The 18,052-nt window shown below is 48.5% G+C and carries 19 protein-coding genes; 1 reads left to right on the top strand and 18 read right to left on the bottom strand.

The window, feature by feature from the left end; genetic code table 11:
• Positions 1 to 321: 321 nt before the first annotated feature.
• The 15 genes from ABXR35_RS03110 to ABXR35_RS03040 all read right to left on the bottom strand — a co-directional run bounded on the left by ABXR35_RS03110 (position 322) and on the right by ABXR35_RS03040 (position 12,661).
• Positions 322 to 867, bottom strand: a complete 546-nt coding sequence (locus ABXR35_RS03110; protein WP_367055279.1) for a MarR family winged helix-turn-helix transcriptional regulator — start codon at positions 865 to 867, stop codon at positions 322 to 324.
• Positions 868 to 999: 132 nt separating this feature from the next.
• The gene (locus ABXR35_RS03105) at positions 1,000 to 1,935 is read right to left on the bottom strand and encodes an NADP-dependent oxidoreductase (protein WP_367055276.1); all 936 of its coding nucleotides are present in this window, start codon (positions 1,933 to 1,935) and stop codon (positions 1,000 to 1,002) included.
• A 444-nt stretch (positions 1,936 to 2,379) separates the two neighbouring features.
• Positions 2,380 to 2,841 carry a disulfide oxidoreductase gene (locus tag ABXR35_RS03100; RefSeq protein ID WP_367055273.1) on the bottom strand — a complete coding sequence of 154 codons (462 nt, stop codon included), beginning with the start codon at positions 2,839 to 2,841 and terminating at the stop codon, positions 2,380 to 2,382.
• Between the two features lie 5 nt (positions 2,842 to 2,846).
• Positions 2,847 to 3,635, bottom strand: coding sequence for a DsbA family protein (locus ABXR35_RS03095; RefSeq protein WP_367055270.1), 789 nt, complete (start codon positions 3,633 to 3,635; stop codon positions 2,847 to 2,849).
• Entirely contained in the window at positions 3,619 to 4,518 is a 900-nt protein-coding gene (locus tag ABXR35_RS03090) for an ROK family protein (RefSeq protein WP_367055268.1), read from the bottom strand. Before ABXR35_RS03090 ends, ABXR35_RS03095 begins: the two co-directional genes overlap by 17 nt.
• 158 nt (positions 4,519 to 4,676) lie before the next feature.
• Complete coding sequence (locus tag ABXR35_RS03085) at positions 4,677 to 5,789, bottom strand: phosphodiester glycosidase family protein (protein WP_367055265.1); 1,113 nt, start codon at positions 5,787 to 5,789, stop codon at positions 4,677 to 4,679.
• Entirely contained in the window at positions 5,782 to 6,672 is an 891-nt protein-coding gene (locus tag ABXR35_RS03080; RefSeq protein WP_367055263.1) for a 5'-3' exonuclease, read from the bottom strand. The genes ABXR35_RS03085 and ABXR35_RS03080 overlap by 8 nt, the downstream gene beginning before the upstream one ends.
• A 207-nt stretch (positions 6,673 to 6,879) precedes the next feature.
• Positions 6,880 to 7,350 carry a GNAT family N-acetyltransferase gene (locus tag ABXR35_RS03075; protein ID WP_367055260.1) on the bottom strand — a complete coding sequence of 157 codons (471 nt, stop codon included), beginning with the start codon at positions 7,348 to 7,350 and terminating at the stop codon, positions 6,880 to 6,882.
• A gap of 125 nt (positions 7,351 to 7,475) precedes the next feature.
• Complete coding sequence (locus tag ABXR35_RS03070; protein WP_367055258.1) at positions 7,476 to 7,838, bottom strand: arsenate reductase family protein; 363 nt, start codon at positions 7,836 to 7,838, stop codon at positions 7,476 to 7,478.
• Between the two features lie 43 nt (positions 7,839 to 7,881).
• On the bottom strand, positions 7,882 to 8,913 hold the full coding sequence (locus tag ABXR35_RS03065; protein WP_367055255.1) for an RluA family pseudouridine synthase: 1,032 nt from the start codon (positions 8,911 to 8,913) through the stop codon (positions 7,882 to 7,884).
• A 41-nt stretch (positions 8,914 to 8,954) separates the two neighbouring features.
• Positions 8,955 to 9,533, bottom strand: coding sequence for a cob(I)yrinic acid a,c-diamide adenosyltransferase (locus ABXR35_RS03060; RefSeq protein WP_367055252.1), 579 nt, complete (start codon positions 9,531 to 9,533; stop codon positions 8,955 to 8,957).
• A 232-nt stretch (positions 9,534 to 9,765) separates the two neighbouring features.
• On the bottom strand, positions 9,766 to 10,326 hold the full coding sequence (locus ABXR35_RS03055) for a hypothetical protein (protein ID WP_367055250.1): 561 nt from the start codon (positions 10,324 to 10,326) through the stop codon (positions 9,766 to 9,768).
• Between the two features lie 221 nt (positions 10,327 to 10,547).
• Positions 10,548 to 10,808, bottom strand: coding sequence for an aspartyl-phosphate phosphatase Spo0E family protein (locus tag ABXR35_RS03050; RefSeq protein ID WP_436669317.1), 261 nt, complete (start codon positions 10,806 to 10,808; stop codon positions 10,548 to 10,550).
• A gap of 134 nt (positions 10,809 to 10,942) precedes the next feature.
• A complete protein-coding gene (locus tag ABXR35_RS03045; RefSeq protein WP_367055247.1) occupies positions 10,943 to 12,145 on the bottom strand; it encodes an aminotransferase class I/II-fold pyridoxal phosphate-dependent enzyme in 1,203 nt (400 codons plus the stop codon).
• A gap of 15 nt (positions 12,146 to 12,160) precedes the next feature.
• Entirely contained in the window at positions 12,161 to 12,661 is a 501-nt protein-coding gene (locus ABXR35_RS03040) for an Lrp/AsnC family transcriptional regulator (RefSeq protein WP_367055245.1), read from the bottom strand.
• Positions 12,662 to 12,934: 273 nt separating this feature from the next.
• On the opposite strand from ABXR35_RS03040, the gene ABXR35_RS03035 reads away from it, so the two are divergent.
• Positions 12,935 to 14,182, top strand: a complete 1,248-nt coding sequence (locus ABXR35_RS03035) for an NAD(P)/FAD-dependent oxidoreductase (RefSeq protein WP_367055242.1) — start codon at positions 12,935 to 12,937, stop codon at positions 14,180 to 14,182.
• Positions 14,183 to 14,296: 114 nt separating this feature from the next.
• Here ABXR35_RS03035 and ABXR35_RS03030 read toward each other — a convergent pair whose 3' ends face one another.
• The 3 genes from ABXR35_RS03030 to ABXR35_RS03020 are packed head-to-tail and all read right to left on the bottom strand — an operon-like array spanning position 14,297 to position 17,822.
• Positions 14,297 to 14,905 (bottom strand): hypothetical protein, encoded by a 609-nt coding sequence (locus ABXR35_RS03030; RefSeq protein ID WP_367055239.1) that lies wholly within the window; start codon positions 14,903 to 14,905, stop codon positions 14,297 to 14,299.
• Positions 14,906 to 14,937: 32 nt separating this feature from the next.
• Entirely contained in the window at positions 14,938 to 15,390 is a 453-nt protein-coding gene (locus tag ABXR35_RS03025; RefSeq protein ID WP_367055237.1) for a DUF350 domain-containing protein, read from the bottom strand.
• A 59-nt stretch (positions 15,391 to 15,449) separates the two neighbouring features.
• Entirely contained in the window at positions 15,450 to 17,822 is a 2,373-nt protein-coding gene (locus tag ABXR35_RS03020; protein WP_367055234.1) for an endonuclease MutS2, read from the bottom strand.
• Between the last annotated feature and the right edge of the window lie 230 nt (positions 17,823 to 18,052).

Below are 18,052 nucleotides of genomic sequence, written 5' to 3'. Positions count from 1 at the left end.
CGTGTTTGAACATCGTAAATACTGTGAATCGTCCTTTCCCCTTATTCCCTTCCCTACGCTAGTGCGTCTTAGTTTATACGAATGTGGGGGTGGGAGGCAATGTTGCGCTTTGGGCAGGGTGCTAGTAGAGTAGCTAGAAATATAATTGGTGAGAAATGAGGATTTGTCTGCGGATGGGCTTTGTTGGACGGATACTTGTATCTATGCCAAGGTGAAAAGCTAATATGTAACAGAATACATAAGGAAAACAGCCAACATACCGCTCTATGAAGAAACGGTCTGTTGGCTATTTTTTTGTGTATGGGATTCGCGGTAGCTTTTTTACTTTAGCTGTGTATCCAAATTCGCTGCTACTTTCAGTGCCAATTTGGTTAATATCGTCAGTTCTTCGTCTGTAAATCCTGCTGTTGTCGCTTCTTCCATGCGGTGCCACACTTCGGTTACCTGATGCTGTAATGCTCGTCCAGCATCGGTCAGTGATACTAGCGTGACTCTGCCGTCTTGCGGCGAACGCGAACGTGAGACGAGTCCGGCTTCTTCCAATCTTTTGACGGATTTGGCGACAGTGGAATGATCCAGTCGCAGCGCTCGTCCCAGACTGTTTTGCGACTGGCTATCTTTATCCCACAGTTGGAACAATAGAATTTCTTGTCCGGGGAATAAACCGATTTCGCGCAACATTTGAGCAGCTAATCCTTTGTGGGAACGTCCAGCAGCAAAGATGGCAAAGCTGACCGGATATTGATCGCCCGCACTAAATTCGCGAGTCGGTGATGGAGAAGAATCTACAGGATCACCGTGGGTATCCTGATTATGTTGATCGTGATATTGAGAAGATGAAGCAGCGTGAGATGATTCGTTATTCATGATAGTGTCCTCATTTCTGCCGAATACGCAATCCAGATGGCATCCTGTATCCAAGCATTCTTCTTCGTATGAAAAGCATAGCTTCTTCTATCATACAATCTGTATGGAAGCCATTCCAGTACGAAAACAGAATCAGGCTTCCGCGTTCAGTAGAACCCGTCCACGTCCACGGCGCTGTTCACTGAAATGCTGTGCTTCTCCGGCTTGGCTCAGTGGATATACGCGTCCTGTTTCCACTTTCAGCGTACCGTCGGCGATGAGATCGACAATCTGAAGCAAGTGCTCACGAGCGGCAAAAACGGTATTGAATTTCGCTGTCACGCCGTGAACTGCTGCCTGTTCGGCATCTGGATCGCCGACAAGCGATACAAGAATACCACCCTGCTTCAGCACGCCCCAGGAACGTTGTTCGGTATCTCCGCCAACGGTATCGATAACCAGATCAACATCATGCACGATCGAGGCAAAATCTTCACTGCGATAATCGATCACTTGATCCGCACCAAGCGATTTGACGAAATCAAGGTTGTCTGCCGAAGCGGTTCCGATAACCTTTGCGCCTTTCCATTTGGCAAGCTGTACGGCGAATTGACCGACACCGCCAGCAGCAGCGTGAATAAGAACCGTTTGTCCACTTTGCAGATCACCTTCCAAGAACAATGCTTTCCAAGCGGAATCGGCTCCGGCTTTGATCGCGGCGGCATCTTGTAACGAAATGGAGTCAGGTAGTTTCACCAATGCTTGCGGTTCAGCAATCGCATACTGAGCATACGAGCTGCGAAGGTCTCCAAAAACTCGGTCGCCCGGTTTCAGATCGTTCACTTGTGAACCTACCGTTTCGACGATACCCGAAGCGTAAAAGCCCGGAGTATATGGAAATGTGATTGGGAACACCTGCTCCAACCAGCCGTTGCGAATTTTCCAATCCAGCGGGATCATCGAAGCATAAACGATACGAACGAGCACTTCATTTTCTTGGGGGTGAGGACGATCCGTTTCGCGCAATTCCAGAACATTGGCATCTCCATAGCGGTCGATCAAAATAGCGTTCATTTTATTTTCAGTCATGATAATAGTCTCCTTTTTCGTTGGGGATTCAATTTTTAAATTAATTAATGTTGCCGGCAACATAAATATAAACTAAATATATGTGGTTGGCAACATATATTCCGAAAAAAATTTACATTTTATAAAATCAGGTCATTTTCCGGTATACATTACGCTTCTACACCTCATCTCAAAATGAGTGAAATCTTGTGAGAACGCTACGGTTTGCAAATTGTCGTATACCTTATAACAATGCATATTTCTGTTTATATGTAGCAAAAGACCCTACAAGATCACGTCTCGCAACGTGTTCATCTTATAGAGTCTAATGTGTTTTTCTCTAATTTGGTTGTTCAATGATCGAAGAGTCCGTTTACTACAACTATTTTGCCACATCATTTTTCTGTACGTATGCTGTCTATCCGTTTGCATGAGTATACGTGATATGGATCTTCAACTCTGCATTTACTCTGCCTCTTCTGCTGCCTCTACTTCGTCATATGCACGACTACCGCGCCAGAGAAGCAGCGCAATCAAAGCAAAAGCAACTAGAGCAAGAAACGGAATGGTAATGAAGCCCAGATATTCAAAATAATCTTTGTTACATGGCACGCCTGAAGTACATGGGGCGATGCGGTCGAGTGCTGGGATATGCTGTTTGGCATAGTGATAGATGGCAATCAGACCGCCGATGATGCTCATGGGCAGGACGTAGCCGACGATGCGGCGGTCGCTGCGGTAGGCGGCGATACCGAGCAGGATCACCTGCGGGTACATGAAGATGCGCTGGAACCAGCATAGCTTGCATGGCTCCCATTTTAATACGTCACTTAGAAATAGACTGCCGCCTGTTGCGACGATGGCGACGATCCATGCGAGATACAGATAATACCGTGACAAAAATAGCTTAAAGCCACTGATCTGCATATCCGTCAGCCTCCTGTTCCCGTCGTGGCTGCGGCTTGCTGCTGCGCTTTCTCAATCGCTTGCTTCAGCGCATTATAATCGCCAAGATCGCCTGTATATTGTACACCGTTAATAAAGATGGATGGCGTTCCCTGAATATTCAGCTCCTGCCCCTTCTTATATTGTGCCTCTACCTGATCGGCATACGTTTTGTTATCAATGTCCTGACGAAGCTTGGTCGTATCAATGCCCAGCTTGGCTTGTTCCGCCAGCTGAACGAGATAGTCCGCGGTTGCCCAGTTCGTATTTTCGTCCTTTTGATTCGTGTAAATGGCATCCAGATAGGTCCAGAATGCGTCGTTCTTCTGATGATATACGGATTCTGCCGCCAGTGCAGCAGTAGTGGAATCTTCACCGATAAACGGGAAGTTGGCAAAATGCAGGGCTACTGTACCGTTGTCGATAAAGTCCTTTTGGATCTGTGGTACGATTTGCTCGTTGTACATTTTACAGACCGGGCATTTGAAATCGCCGAATTCCACAATTTTGACCGGAGCATTTGCATCGCCCTTGACTGGCAATTGCGTATAGTCAAAGCTCGCTGGTGTGCCGGACGTTGTATCGTTGTTGTTATTCGGAATGAAGACGATGAGCAGCACGACGACAGCAATGACAGCGACGGTTCCGATGATCAGATTGCGCATCGTTTTACGCTGACGCAGACGTTCTTTTTCCTTGTATGCCTGCTGCTGTTGACGCTTGACCTCAGGATTTACTTTTTTCTTATTCGATTTGGGGTTAGCCAATCGTTGCACCTTCCTCTCCGTTCAGTGCCAGTTTCGCCAGTGCGATCGCTCCGCATAATCCAGCGTTGTCTCCCAGCTCAGGATAGACGATATACTGGTCCAGATGTTCTGACAAACTTGGGTGCTGCACATAGCCGTTCAGCAATTCAACCAGCTTGGTGCGGATGAGCGGGAACAGCTGCTCCTGCTTCATTACACCGCCGCCCATAATGATCTTTTGCGGAGACAGAATCAGCACATAACTCATCAATGCTTGGGCAAGGTAGTAGGCTTCCATTTCCCATGCTGGATGATCCGGTGTCAGGTCAGAGCCTTTGATATTCCAGCGCTTCTCAATCGCTGGACCAGCCGCCATGCCTTCCAGACAGTCGCCATGATACGGACAGAATCCTTCAAACGTGTCCTCAGGATGACGTCGTACCAGAATATGCCCCATTTCGGGGTGAGACAGACCGTGCAGCATCTTGCCATCGACGACAGCGCCTGCACCAATGCCCGTACCTACTGTAATGTACATACAGCTATCCAGTCCGCGCGCGGCACCCCATGTGTATTCGCCTAATGCCGCACCGTTCACATCGGTATCAAAACTCATCGGTATGTCGAAATGCTGCTTCAAATGTCCAACAAGATTGAATTGCCCCCAGTGTGGCTTGGGTGTTGTTGTTATGTATCCGTATGTCGGACTGCCCACAATCGGGTCAATCGGTCCGAATGAACCAATACCAAGTGCTTCAATGCCTTTGCCTTCAAAAAACGCTACGACGTTTTTCATCGTAATCTCCGGTGTTTCGGTCGGAAAACTCGCACGTTCCAGAATCTGTCCGTCTTCCGTTCCGATTCCGCATACAAATTTGGTACCGCCTGCCTCAATTGCTCCAAGTTTTCTCATGAATTATGCGTCTCCTTTGCAGCATCCTTATGGATGATTCAATATAAACATGTGCAGGCTTATCATCATAGCGCGACAATGTGTCGGGCAGATGTCGATACCGACCAACTGCCCTTGCCTACAATGATGCAAGCCGTTACATGATGGTTCAACAAGAGTTAGGAACGATTACCGCCAAAGATCAGTGTATTGCTGAGCGCGCGTCCAGCGGATGTGACAGTTTTGCCGTTAACATACATACCGGAGGATGCGCCGCCATCCAGATTCATCGCCTGTTTGGCACCAAGCTTTTGCATGACTGCCGCCCATTGCTTCATCGTTGCGCCAGGCACGGTTGCGATCATCACCGAGCCATCTGCCATGATAGCGATGCCGCTACGTGCGCCAGATGCAGTGAGGATTTTCGGGTCCTGAAAACCTTCGGCTGCCGCGTTGAGTGCGATACTACCATCTTTCACTAGACGAGGTCCAGCACCAACAGCCGTCACAACCTGAGACCAATCGATGGATTTGCCATTGATGTCCGTATACGTTGTGTTCATGCTGACGGTCGCTCCTTTTACAAAGCGATCTGCACTGGATTTCATCGTTCCAGTAAAGACGATTACATATCCGTCTGATGGGATGGACGTATTGGTGTTGCTGCTCTTGGCAGTGACTTTGCCATTACGTACAGTAACTGCGACACCACCCTGAAAGCCGGTCGTTTTGCCACGATCCGGTGTGTATACAATCGAAGTGCTGGAAGTAGATGCTGGCGTGCGGTTAAACCAGACGGCGTACCAGCCGCTGGAGCGTCCGCTCTGTGGCGTAACCTGACCTGTCACTTCCATACGCAGTGTATCCATCATAGCAGTGCCATTAGCAGTAAAGCCAATCGTCGTGCCATATCGACCAATGTGCATCAACCGTCCACCTGAAATCAATGTGCCATACGGATCAGGCGGGCCACTATACGCTTCAAAAAAAGCACCGTTAATCGCCGCTTTGGCACCGTATGCGCTGGCAATCGACGATAGCGAGGCGGTATGCCCCACCTGACGGTCGGCTAGACCAACTGCGGTTGCTGTGCCTTTAGGAATACTGACGGTTTGTACAGCGAAGTTCCATCCAGCTGCCTGTACGTTAACTTTGGCATATCGAATGCTGCTGCCCGCTGCCTGTGCAGGCTCCTTACTTGGTACAGCCGTTATGCCAATCAGCAGAGCAGCAGTGAACAGCATTGCTGGCAAACGAACCTTCCAACGAGACGATGAAGATTCCTTAGTCAAATACGCCCACTCCTAGCATGGAACAGAGACTTTTGATTTCCAGTTCCTCAAATTTGTCGATGATTTTATGGTCTTCCAGCAGCAGCAAGCATTCATCCAGCGTGCATAGCACAGGTACTTCGCGATGGATGGTTGCAAGACGGCGGGACAGATGCAGCATATCGAGATCAGCTTCGATCTTTTTGCGAACCGATGGGCTGAGGTGTTCCAGATTGTCTAGAATGCCCTCGACCGACTGATATTCCTGTACCAGCTTGGTTGCTGTCTTCTCGCCAATTCCTTTTACGCCCGGATAATTGTCGCTCGTATCGCCCATGAATGCCTTCAGATCAATGATCTGTGCAGCAGTTAGCCCTTTTTCTTCCATCAGCGATTCCGGCGTATAGACTTTGTAATTGCCATAGCCTTTTTTCATAATGATAACGCTGGTGCGGTGATCGACCAGTTGCAGCATATCGTGGTCACCAGTCAGAATCATCACTTCCATGCCCTGCTCCAGCTCACGCGAGAGGGTACCGATACAGTCATCCGCTTCATAGCCCGGTGCGCTTAGATTGGGAATGCCCATACTATCGGTCACTTCTAAAATCAGATCAAATTGTGGAATGAGATCATCCGGTGCAGCTGTGCGATTGCCTTTGTATGCAGCAAACTCCTCGCGGCGGAACGTCTGTGTCCCCAAATCCCAGCAGCAGGCGATATGCGTCGGTTGATACAGGCTAACCGCATCCCAAAGGTAACGGACAAACCCGTAGATTGCATTCGTCGGAATACCAGCTTTGGTACGGCGGATATAGCCGCTCTGGGCAGTAGCATAATATGCCCGAAACAGCAGTGCCATGCCGTCCACCAGCATTATTTTTTGTGGTTGTAATTGTGTCAATGTTCCATTCTCCCTTATACGTGTAAAACCAGTTTGACTCTATCATACCGAATTTGTTCAAAGCTGTACAACTGTTCATAGCGTTTTCTTATTTGATGGATAAGTGGCGTAGCAAAAAGACTCCCTGCGCGAAACAGAGAGCCTGAATGGTTATGTGTATAGAGCAGATTTATTATGTTTTCAAGACATACGTATAACTCGGTGCGATCATGATTCTATACTACGTTGCATCCATACATCTACTTCATCCTGCTCTACCATTCGGAAACCGTGGCGTTCATATAATCGACGTGCCGGGCTTCCTTGTAAGACATTGAGCGTAATCGACTGTCCGTGTAGCTCTGGTTGAGATAAGATATGTGTCAGTATCGCACTGCCGATGCCTTTGCCCTGCTGATCGGGATGAATATAAAAGTGCTCCAGCACATATCCACCATCTGAATCTGGGCGCAGCGCGACACAGCCAACCAACTGTGCATCCATAACAATCCGCTGCGTATAGTCCGGTTGAAAAGCGTTTAAAAACCGCTGTCGCACACGTACTTCGTCATAACGCTCCAAGCGAGTTAAATCTTCCTTTAATACGATTGCGCGTAATTCAGCAATCCAATGAGCATCATCAAGTGTAGCGGCTTGCAACTCATATTGCGGTGATAAATGGGAATCGGTATAGGACATAGCAAAAACTCCTCCGTATTATTATGGAGGAGTTTATCATAACCGATGATAGGAAGCTACATCTGCCATGCTAAGCTAGCTTGAGATTGCCGTGGAATATTAGTGTGCCTGTGGATATTGTGCAATTATGCCTTCCACGCCTGATCATACATGTCTGCTTTGAAGCCAACGGTCACGCGATCACCATCTGTTACGATGGGACGCTTGATCAGCTTGCCGTTTTGCGATAGCAGCTCTAGTTGCTCCTCAGGGCTCATCGTAGGCAGCTTGTCTTTTAGACCGAGACTTTTGTACACTTCGCCGCTGGTGTTGAAGAACTTTTTCAATTCTACATCGCTATGCTCCACCAGTTCACGTAGTTGCTCAGCGGTCGGTGGTGATTCGACGATATGAATGAGATTCAGTTCATGTCCCTGCTCTTTCAGCCATTTGATTGCATTGCGGCATGTGCTACATTGCGGGTATTGGTAAACGGTTAATTTGCTCATCGGTATCCGACTCCTTTAAAAAAATTCAATATCACTAAACGACTCATTGCTTCTCTGTACGATTCAATTCAGCGTCCAGCAGTGCTAGATCTTCCGGCAAAGGTGCTTGAAACAGCACCTGCTCACCTGTCGCTGGATGCACAAATCCCAGCTCATACGCATGCAGCGCCTGGCGACCAACCAGCTCATCTAGCCGTGCAATCTGCTGTGCCGCTTGCTGATCCTTGGTCGCCACAGCTTCCAACGAACCATCTGGTGCAGCATAGCCGTACATTTTATCTCCAATCAGCGGACAGCCGATATGCTTCATATGCACACGAATTTGATGCGTACGTCCCGTTTCCAGCTCTAGCGACACCAGTGCAGCATCTGTATCAAAATATGATTGTACCGTGCTATATCGGGTCGCCGCTGCATACCCATCCGGTGTAACGATGCGTACATGCGGCTGCTCTGGGTCGCGGTCGATCGCTCCTTCTATTCTGCCAGCAGTCGGTGACGGCAAATGATGCACATAGGCACGATACGATTTGAACACCGTACCCGCAATCATTTGCTCGGAGATATGCTGATGTACATACGGATTTTTGGCGACGGCTAATACGCCTGACGTATCCTGATCCAGTCGATGCACTGGACGGAAACGGTACTGCACGCCCTGCTGCTGCCAGTAATGCACCACACCGTTTGCCAACGTATCGGTATAATGCCCATGCGTCGGATGCACGATCACGCCAGATCTTTTATTCAAAATGAGCAGATGCTCATCTTCAAACAAAATATCCAGCTCCATCGGCTGCGGCAAAATATCGTCCGAGCTTTCACGCAACATGCGCACATGTACAACATCGCCGCCTTTGACCTTTTCATCCACATAGACTCGCTGACCGTTCAGCTCTACACCACGCTGTGTCATTTTCAGCCGAGACAGCAGCTTGCGGGAAATACCCATCCGGCGATTCAATATCGTTTTCAGCAGCATGCCTTCATCCTGCGCTTCAACCGTATACTGAATAGGAGCATAATAATCAGCAGCATCTGGGTGGGTATAGCGGTTTTGATCCTCATTTATCATTACAATCGACAGTCCTTTCCCTATTCCCTCTACCAATCTTGTTACTTGGTATCAGAATCGCGCCGAAATACGTTTTGGCTGCGCATGTATTCTATGTCCGGCACATCGGCACGCACATTAGCGGTACGAGCGATAACGAAGAAATAATCCGACAATCGGTTCAAATACCGTCGTACTGCCGGATTGATCTCATGCTCCGCGCCCAGCGTTACCGTACGGCGTTCAGCACGACGACAAACGGTACGACACACATGGAGTGCTGCCGCAAGCGGCGTGCCACCTGGCAAAATAAAACGTTCCAGCTGCGGATTCTCCTGCTCATACTCATCCATCCACTGCTCTAGCCGTTCTGCCATCTCGTCGTGTACCTTATAACGACTCTCCTGCAAGCTAACAAATGCCAGATCAGAGCCGCAATCAAACAGCTCCTGTTGAATCAGCAGCAAATCCTCCTGCAAATCCGTATACTGCTCAACCTGCGCCAGTGCTACCGCCTGCCCGACAAAGCTATTCAGCTCGTCGATGGTACCATATGCCTCAACCCGAATATCGTCCTTACTCACTCGACCACCGATGACTGATGTTCGCCCTTCATCACCGGTTCGTGTATAGATTCCCATGACTATCCCTCCCTCTGATCATTTCTGCACACCGAAGCCGCAAACCTGTTCGGATACGACTTCTCTGCTCATCCGATAGGCGTGCGGCTTCGGTAACCTTGTATAAGCGTATTGCAACATGCTATGCAGTATTCATTCCGTTTCTATTTTATCCAACCTATTTCTATCCCATCAGCGTATATCTTATATCTGTACGGTTTGCTCTTCCAAGTTATATTGCTTGCTTCACCCATCAATCGGTCAGTGCTTTTAACACCTTCACTGCCTGTTCATGATTGGCAAAGATCGGAATGGTCGCATACAGATCGTCACGTGTATAACCGATGTCCTTGAAGGCAGACATTTGGCTTACCGAAATCGCAAACAGATGCTCCTTTTGCTTGGTCGGCTCGGTATCATTTTCATTGGCTGCTCCCTTGGTCACACCGGACTTGTACGTAGCAGCACTGAAGTCATTATCCAACACCATATGACCTCCATTGACGGCATAGGCTTTCATATCATTTTCCGGCAAAATAATAATATCGTCGGTACGATCTACATATTCCAGCACAAGCTTCTCCGCCGAATACACCGGCGTAGTGCTGACAGTTACGGTCAAATCCTTGCCTAGCTTTTGCTGCAAATTCTGCTTGATCTTGTCTGCATATTCCTGCGGAAACCCTTCAGTTCCCATGATGAATACTTTGATCTGGTTCGGATCGTTCTCCTGCTTATCGCCACCACATGCTGATAGCAGCACAACCAAGCTAACCCCCAGCACAAAGCCGATCGTTCTCACCCATGCCTTCACCGGTGTTCCCCCTTCAACTTAACTATCTCCCATCATACCACAGCTTCCACACGCAAAAAAAGAAGACCTCGCACGAGGTCTTCACTGTTCCACTGCCGACTACTCTCGGCATTGCATGCCGTCTGACGCATTCATCGTACCGCTGTAACGCTATGTATGATATCGCAAATAGTCAAGCTTGTTATTATATATGATGCAATGATACACGTTCGACTGCTTCTTTATAAACGGTGCCGTTTGCTTTTGTAGTGCATGTACTCGTTAATCTTAATGTCTAGCAGCATACTAATTTCTAATACCTCTTCCGCTGTAAACGATTGTCGTTCCAAAAACATCTGCTCCATGCGGGTACGAAGCATATGAATCTCATCTTCCAGAGAAATTAGTTGTCTGGAGTCATCCGGTTGTTGCGGCCAGATTGCCTTATTCTCTGATAGTAGCATTCCACGGTACATCGGTACCGGATATTCAGCACAATACAAGTAATTCCCTCCTTCTACATAACAAATTCCTGCTTCCGAAGACCTATTATAGCACAGGTCTAACGAAATGGAAGCAGAAATTTGTTAAAGAGGGTAAATTAGAAATATTCTGTGACAAATTACATTAATGGAAATTATTTTATTTTATTAACAAATGATCCAATCCGCTCAAGTGCTTCGCTCAATTGGGCAACGGATGTGGCATAGGAGCAGCGGATAAAGCCTTCGCCGCCTAATCCGAACACATTACCCGGCACGGCAGCTACGCGTCCTTCAACAAGTAATTGCTGCGCGAATTCCTCCGAAGTCAGCCCTGTTGCCTGAATACTTGGGAACGCATAAAATGCGCCTTGCGGCTCATGACACTCTAAACCGATACTGCGGAATCCATCCACGATCAGGCGACGACGACGGTTGTAGGATTCGACCATTTTGTCTTTTTCCTCCAAGCCGTTTGTCAGTGCTTCCAATGCAGCAACCTGTCCCATAACCGGCGCACACATCACCGTGTATTGGTGAATTTTGAGCATGGCCGAGATCAGATCAGGATGTCCACACGCATAACCCATACGCCAGCCGGTCATCGCGAATGCTTTGGAAAATCCACTTACGAGAATCGTACGATCCTGCATACCCGGAATCGAAGCAAAGCTGACGTGCTTGGTACCATACGTCAATTCAGCATAGATTTCATCGGAAATGACGATCAGATCATGCTTCTCAACCACCTGTGCAATCGGCAGCCAATCTTCATAAGTCATAATCGCGCCTGTTGGATTGCTTGGGTAACAGAGAATCAGAATTTTGGAGCGCGGGGTAATACTTTTTTCCAACGCCTCTGCGGTCAGCTTGAAATTGTTCTCAGCGACTGTTTCAATTCCGACCGGAACACCGCCACCGATAGCTGTAATCGGCGAATACGAAATGTAACACGGCTCAGGAATAAGAATCTCGTCACCCGGCGCAATCAAGGCACGAAGCGCCAAATCAATCGCTTCACTACCACCCACTGTAACGATAATCTCATTTGCGGGATCATACGATGTTTTGAATTCCGTTTCCAAATAACCAGCAATCGCTTCACGCAATTCCGGCATACCGGAGTTGGATGTGTAGCGAGTATATCCACGTTCTAATGAATACACGCACGCTTCGCGCACATGCCATGGTGTAGTGAAATCAGGTTCGCCGACACCTAATGTAATAATATCCTTGCTCGCGCTCACCAGATCGAAAAATTTGCGGATACCGGAAGGCTGAATACCGCGCACGAGCGGAGCTAAGTACGACTCCATTGACTTCTGCCCTTCGGCTGTCTGTCCTCCATTAACCATCATGCTATTCGCCTTCCTTTACGGAGAAATAATCAGGCGGCGATCATCTTCGCGATCTTCAAAAACAATTCCGTCCTGTTTGTATTTTTTAAGAATAAAGTGCGTTTTGGTGGACAATACCGATTCAATCGGAGACAGACGTTCGGAAACGAAGCTCGCGACTTCTTTTAGATTGTGACCTTCCACTTCTACCAGCAGATCATATGCGCCGGACATCAGATAGACTGATTTTACCTGTGGATACAGATAGATGCGCTCGGCAATGCCTTCAAATCCGCGTCCGCGCTCGGGTGTAATCTGTACTTCGATCAGTGCAGTTACCGTTTCTTCGTCCACTTTGCTCCAATTTACGACGGTTGCGTACTTAACGATCACATGATCATCTTCCAGTTCCTGAATCGCCTGTTTGACTTCCGGTTCTTCAATACCAAGCAGGGTCGATATGAGCTGCGGGGTACGTCGTGCATCTTCTTTGAGCAGATCGAGGATCTGCAGCTTCAGCTCGCTAAGTTCCTTCATAACGATATAGCCTCCAAGTGCAAAAGTTAATATTAAAAATATTACACGAATCCAACATTCCTGCCAAGCCCTGAAGGTGGTTTTACAGCAATCGGCGCTGCTTTCCTTCCTATGTATATTGGTTCTGCTTCATTATACACCTGTTCCGGTTACTTAATGCTAAGACAGATTATATTGTGCCATAACAGATTGCATGTCATTGGTTAGATAGAATGGCTTTCTCTTGCAGAAAGAGCAAGATGCACATGATCCGAATCAAAGGAGCGAAAAACAATGGATTTGCACACCAGAGATACGATGTGGGGGCATACCCTAACGAACCCACCAACTTACGAGCAGCTGACTGAAAATCTAGAGTGTGATGTACTCATTATCGGTGGCGGTATGGGCGGCGCGCTGTGTGCACATGAGTTTGCCAAGCGTGGTCTGCGGACAATTGTTGCTGAGAAGAGGCAAGTCGGTCGCGGTAGCTCCATTGCCAATACCGGATTGCTTCAATATACGAATGACAAAACACTGACCGCCTGCATCAATACATTTGGCGAACATAACGGCGTACTATTTTATCGTCTGTGCCGTGATGCAATGGAATATTTGCTGCATACGGCTCCACAATTGCCGCTGGATGCTCAACTGATCCCACGCAGCAGCCTGTATTTTGCCAGTGATGAGAGCGATGTGGAGACAGTCATAGAGGAATACGAAACGTTATCCAAACATGGCTTTGCCGCTGAATATTGGGATGAAGACAAGATTGCTGAACATTTCTCCTTCCGTCGTCCGGCAGGCGTGTACACACATGGCGATGCAGAAGTGAACCCATATCGACTGGTGCATGCGCTGATGATGGATGCGCATCAGAATGGTGTTCGTGTGTTTGAACATGCAGAGATTACGCATCAGGAATATGGCACCAATGAAGTGATCAGCTACATCGGTGATCATCATATTCGCTCCAAACAAGTCGTGTATTCCACAGGCTACGAAACGCAGGAGAAAAAGAAAGAACGCGGCGCATTCCTGATGAATACGTATGCGATTGCTACCAATCCCGTGAGCAGCTGGGATGGCTGGTACAAGCAGAGCATGATCTGGGAAACGGCACGTCCGTATTTGTATATCCGTACAACCGCAGATAACCGTATTATTGCTGGTGGTCTCGACGAGCCACTGACTGAGATTGAAGATATGGAAGTACGCCGAATCAATCAAGCACAGCGCCTACTGGAATCGGTGCAGGAGTTGTTCCCAAATATCGGTCCACTGTCGATTGAATCAGCATGGGCAGCTCCATTTGGCTCAAGTCGTGACGGCTTACCGTATATGGGCAAGCATCCTGATTATCCGCATTGCTATTTTGTCGAAGGTTATGGTGGCAATGGTACGGTATACAGCACAATCGCTGCAATGCTGCTGGCAGACGAGCTGTCTGGTGTAACACGTCCTGAATTGGAGCTATTCAGTCTGACACGTACCTCCAAGCCATCGCCAGCGGTAACGCCTGACGTTCCAGCATCCTAATACAATGAACTCTATATAGACCATGATTCATCGCACGTATATCGCATATAGATAGAAAAAGCCCAGCGACTTCTGACATTCATTCAGAAATCGCTGGGCTTTTTTCCTATTGGATTAACCGTTCTGCTCTGTAGAGCGAGACAAGGTATCGATCATATGCAAACGACCTGCTTCATCCAAGCTCTGATGCACATGGAAACAGCTTGGGCAAACGTATACGTTAACGGTATACGGCATTTTCAAGAAGGACAGCTTGCCATCAGCTGCGGGATTCGGTTGGAAGCCGGATGCTCCCATTTCCTGACTACCCGCCAGCAGCATATATTCCTGACAATGCGGGCATTGCGGAATCTCTTCCTGACTGTCCAGCAATTGCTCGACTTTTTCCTCATAATCGACCATTTTGAAGTTCTCATCACCGTACTGCTCAATCGTTTTGAGTGAAGACAGATTCGGCTGCTGGAACAATTCCGCCTCATCCAGCAATGTCGCTGCGCGGTTGCCAATTGGCGTATTCGCCGCCTGCTCTTTGCCGATGACGTTCTCATTGTACGCCTCTTCCGCTGCATATTGGGATGGTTGCTCGTCTTCCTCATCCAATTCAATATTTAGCGTGCGATAGCCCTGTAATTCATTGCCACAGTGCGGGCAATACTCCTCAGGTCCAAATTCCGGGTCCCATACGATCTCGCTGTGACACCATGGGCATACTGTTGTATCCATAATTTCGTCCCTTTCGTGATGCAAAGTCAAATTTAAAGAATGGACGCGCCGATGACATACGATAGCGATATAGAGATAATCATTGAGATCAATCCAATCGCTCGGTTGTCCGATGCAATTTCTTTATCAATATTAAATACCGGGGTCAAAAATTCAAACAAGAAGTAGGCAACCATCAGCAGCAAAAAGCCGACAAGCGACCAGCCCAGACTTCCGTAGACCGAGCTGTGCGCTTCAATAGAAAAGCGCATCACATTGCAAATACCGAAAATTTTACCGCCGGTTGCCATCGCTACGGACACATTGCCACGCTTGATTTCGTCCCAGCATTTATATTTGGTTACTAATTCAAAACACCATAAAAATACAATTAATTGCAGCACAGCCACGGAAAAATAACCGATCATCATCCCGACCGGGTGCGCCAGCAATGGATCCACGTAGTCCTTCACGCCTCTTCGTAACTCCTTCCGGTATGAAATCATTACAGATCATCATACTGTGTACGTATGAGTTCTGTAATGGTTTCAAAGAGATTCCGGATTTATTTCAATTCGGCGACGGTAACGCCAGTGCCGCCTTCTCCGTAGTTGCCGGTGCGGTAGCTTTTCACATGTTTGTGGCGGCGCAGGAACTCCTGAATCCCGGTACGCAGCACGCCAGTGCCTTTTCCGTGAATGATATACACCTGTCCCAAATTCGCCAGAAATGCTTCATCCAAGAAGCGATCCACATCGATTAGCGCTTCTTCTACATTCGCACCGCGCAGATCCAGCTCGGAATGCGTATTGTCTTCGCGGGAACGTTGAACCGTCGTCACCTGCTTGCGCTGCGGCTGAGCAGTAGTCGTCTTAGCGGATTGAATTAGCTCTAGATCGCTAAGCGATACTTTCATTTTCATAATGCCCATCTGTACGAGTGCTTCCTTGGAGCCGGACAATTCGACCACATGCCCCTTTTGACGGAAGCTGTGTACCATGACCTCGTCGCCGGGACCGATTGGTTTGGCTTTCTTCTCGGTGGTGGCTGGTGTTTTCTTTTTCTTTCGCTGTGCGGGTGCTGCTTCGTCCAATTGACGGCGGGCAGCGATCAGACGGTGCTCCTTCACGGATGCGCCTTCTTCCAGCGCCATTTTACGCAGCGATTGGATCACTTCGTCGGCTTCGGCACGCGCCTTATCTAGAATCGCACGCGCTTCGTCCTCGGCTTTTTCCAGACGCTTGTCGCGCTGATCTTCCAAACGCTCTAGATCGCGCTCGTAGCGGGCGCGCAGCTGCTCCATCTCTTGGCGCAGACGCTCGGCTTCAGTACGCTCAGCTTCGGCGCCAAGGCGATTGGTTTCGAGGGAAGCGATCATTTGCTCAACACGTTGATCCTCTTCGCTCACCTCACCGCGTGCCACATCGAGAATATCTTTCGACAGTCCAAGACGCTCAGCGATAGCAAAGGCGTTGCTTCGTCCCGGTACACCGATCAATAGGCGATACGTTGGACTGAGCGTATTCACATCAAACTCCATACTGGCATTAATGACGCCTTTACGGTCATACGCATATGCCTTCAGCTCGCTATAGTGCGTGGTTGCGATCATGCGACAGCCGCGGGCATGAATATGCTCCAAAATGGCAATCGCCAGCGCCGAGCCTTCCGCCGGATCGGTTCCTGCACCCAGCTCGTCAAACAGTACCAGACTTTTCGGCGTCATCTGACGCAGGATGGAGATGATATTGGTCATATGGCTTGAGAAGGTACTGAGGTTCTGCTCAATACTTTGCTCGTCGCCAATATCAGCATAAATGGCATCAAATACGCACATTTGGCTTCCATCATCCGCTGGAATAAACAAACCGGACATCGCCATCAGACTGAGCAGACCGACCGTTTTCAGCGTAACCGTTTTACCACCTGTATTGGGACCGGTGATAATAATGCTCGTATTGGTATTGCCCAGCTCCAGATCGGTCGGCACCACATGCTCCGGTGCAATCAGTGGATGACGGGCTTTTTTCAATTTGAAAAATCCACGGTCGTTCATGACCGGCTTGTTCGCTTTCATCTTATAACCAAGACGTGCTTTGGCGAAAATAAAGTCCAATTGCGCAATCGTCTCTACATCATAGCCCAGCAGTTCTGCCTGCTCTGCCACCTGTGCAGTCAGCTTTTGCAAAATGACTTCGATCTCGCGTTCTTCACGCAACCGGGTTTCGCGCAGCTTGTTATTCATCGCCACAATCGCTTCTGGCTCGATAAACAGCGTTGCACCAGAACCGGATTGATCATGCACAATCCCGCCAAAGTACGAGCGATATTCGGCTTTGACCGGGATTACGAAGCGGTCACCACGAATCGTAATCAGCTGATCCTGTAGCATTTTCGCTACGGTTTGGGAACGGATCATCCCATCCAGCTTTTCACGGATACGTACTTCGCCGGAACGGAGCTCACGGCGAATCGTTGCCAGCTCACTGCTAGCAGAGTCCATAACATGCGCCGAATCGTCGATACAGGCACGAATGGATTTTTCCAGCGGGCGCTGGTCGGACAGCAATTCGATCAGATCGAACAGCAACGGCGCCGGTTCTTCTTCATGCGCCATCTCCACATGGCGTGCTGCACGACGCATGCCCATGATGGTATTAGCGATACCAAGCAGCTCGCTTGGATTCAAGGTGCCGCCGATACGTGCACGGCTGACAGCCGGACGAATATCGACGATGCCGCCAAAGGGCGGTGTGCCTTTGAGTCGATCCACATTGGTCGCCTCATCGGTATATTGCAGCATTTTTTTGACATAATCCAAATCGGTGTCCGGCTTCAGCGCCAGCGCGGTTTGTTTCCCAAGCGCAGTTGCTGCATAGCCTGCCAGCATATCTAGAATATGTCCATACTGCATCGTATGGAATATTTTTTCGTTCAACGTTATGACACTCCTCTATTCATACTGAAATCCTCATCACCATAGACGGCGATCTCAGGGAAATGTTTCAAAACAAGTACAAGGACGGGTTCCATCCTCATTTCATACAGTTACAGCAGGTACATGGCATACCGCTTCCATTCTATTATACACCTGCACACAATATTCACAAAAGGTTTGAATGACAGTCTCTTCCATGTGCGTTATGATAAAAATGATTGCAATCCAAG

The sequence above is a fragment of the Paenibacillus sp. JQZ6Y-1 genome, from assembly GCF_040719145.1.
GTDB lineage: Bacteria > Bacillota > Bacilli > Paenibacillales > Paenibacillaceae > Saccharibacillus > Saccharibacillus kandeliae.
The sequence above is the reverse complement of the archived record's forward strand: the minus strand, read 5'-3'. Positions and strand labels throughout refer to the sequence as shown.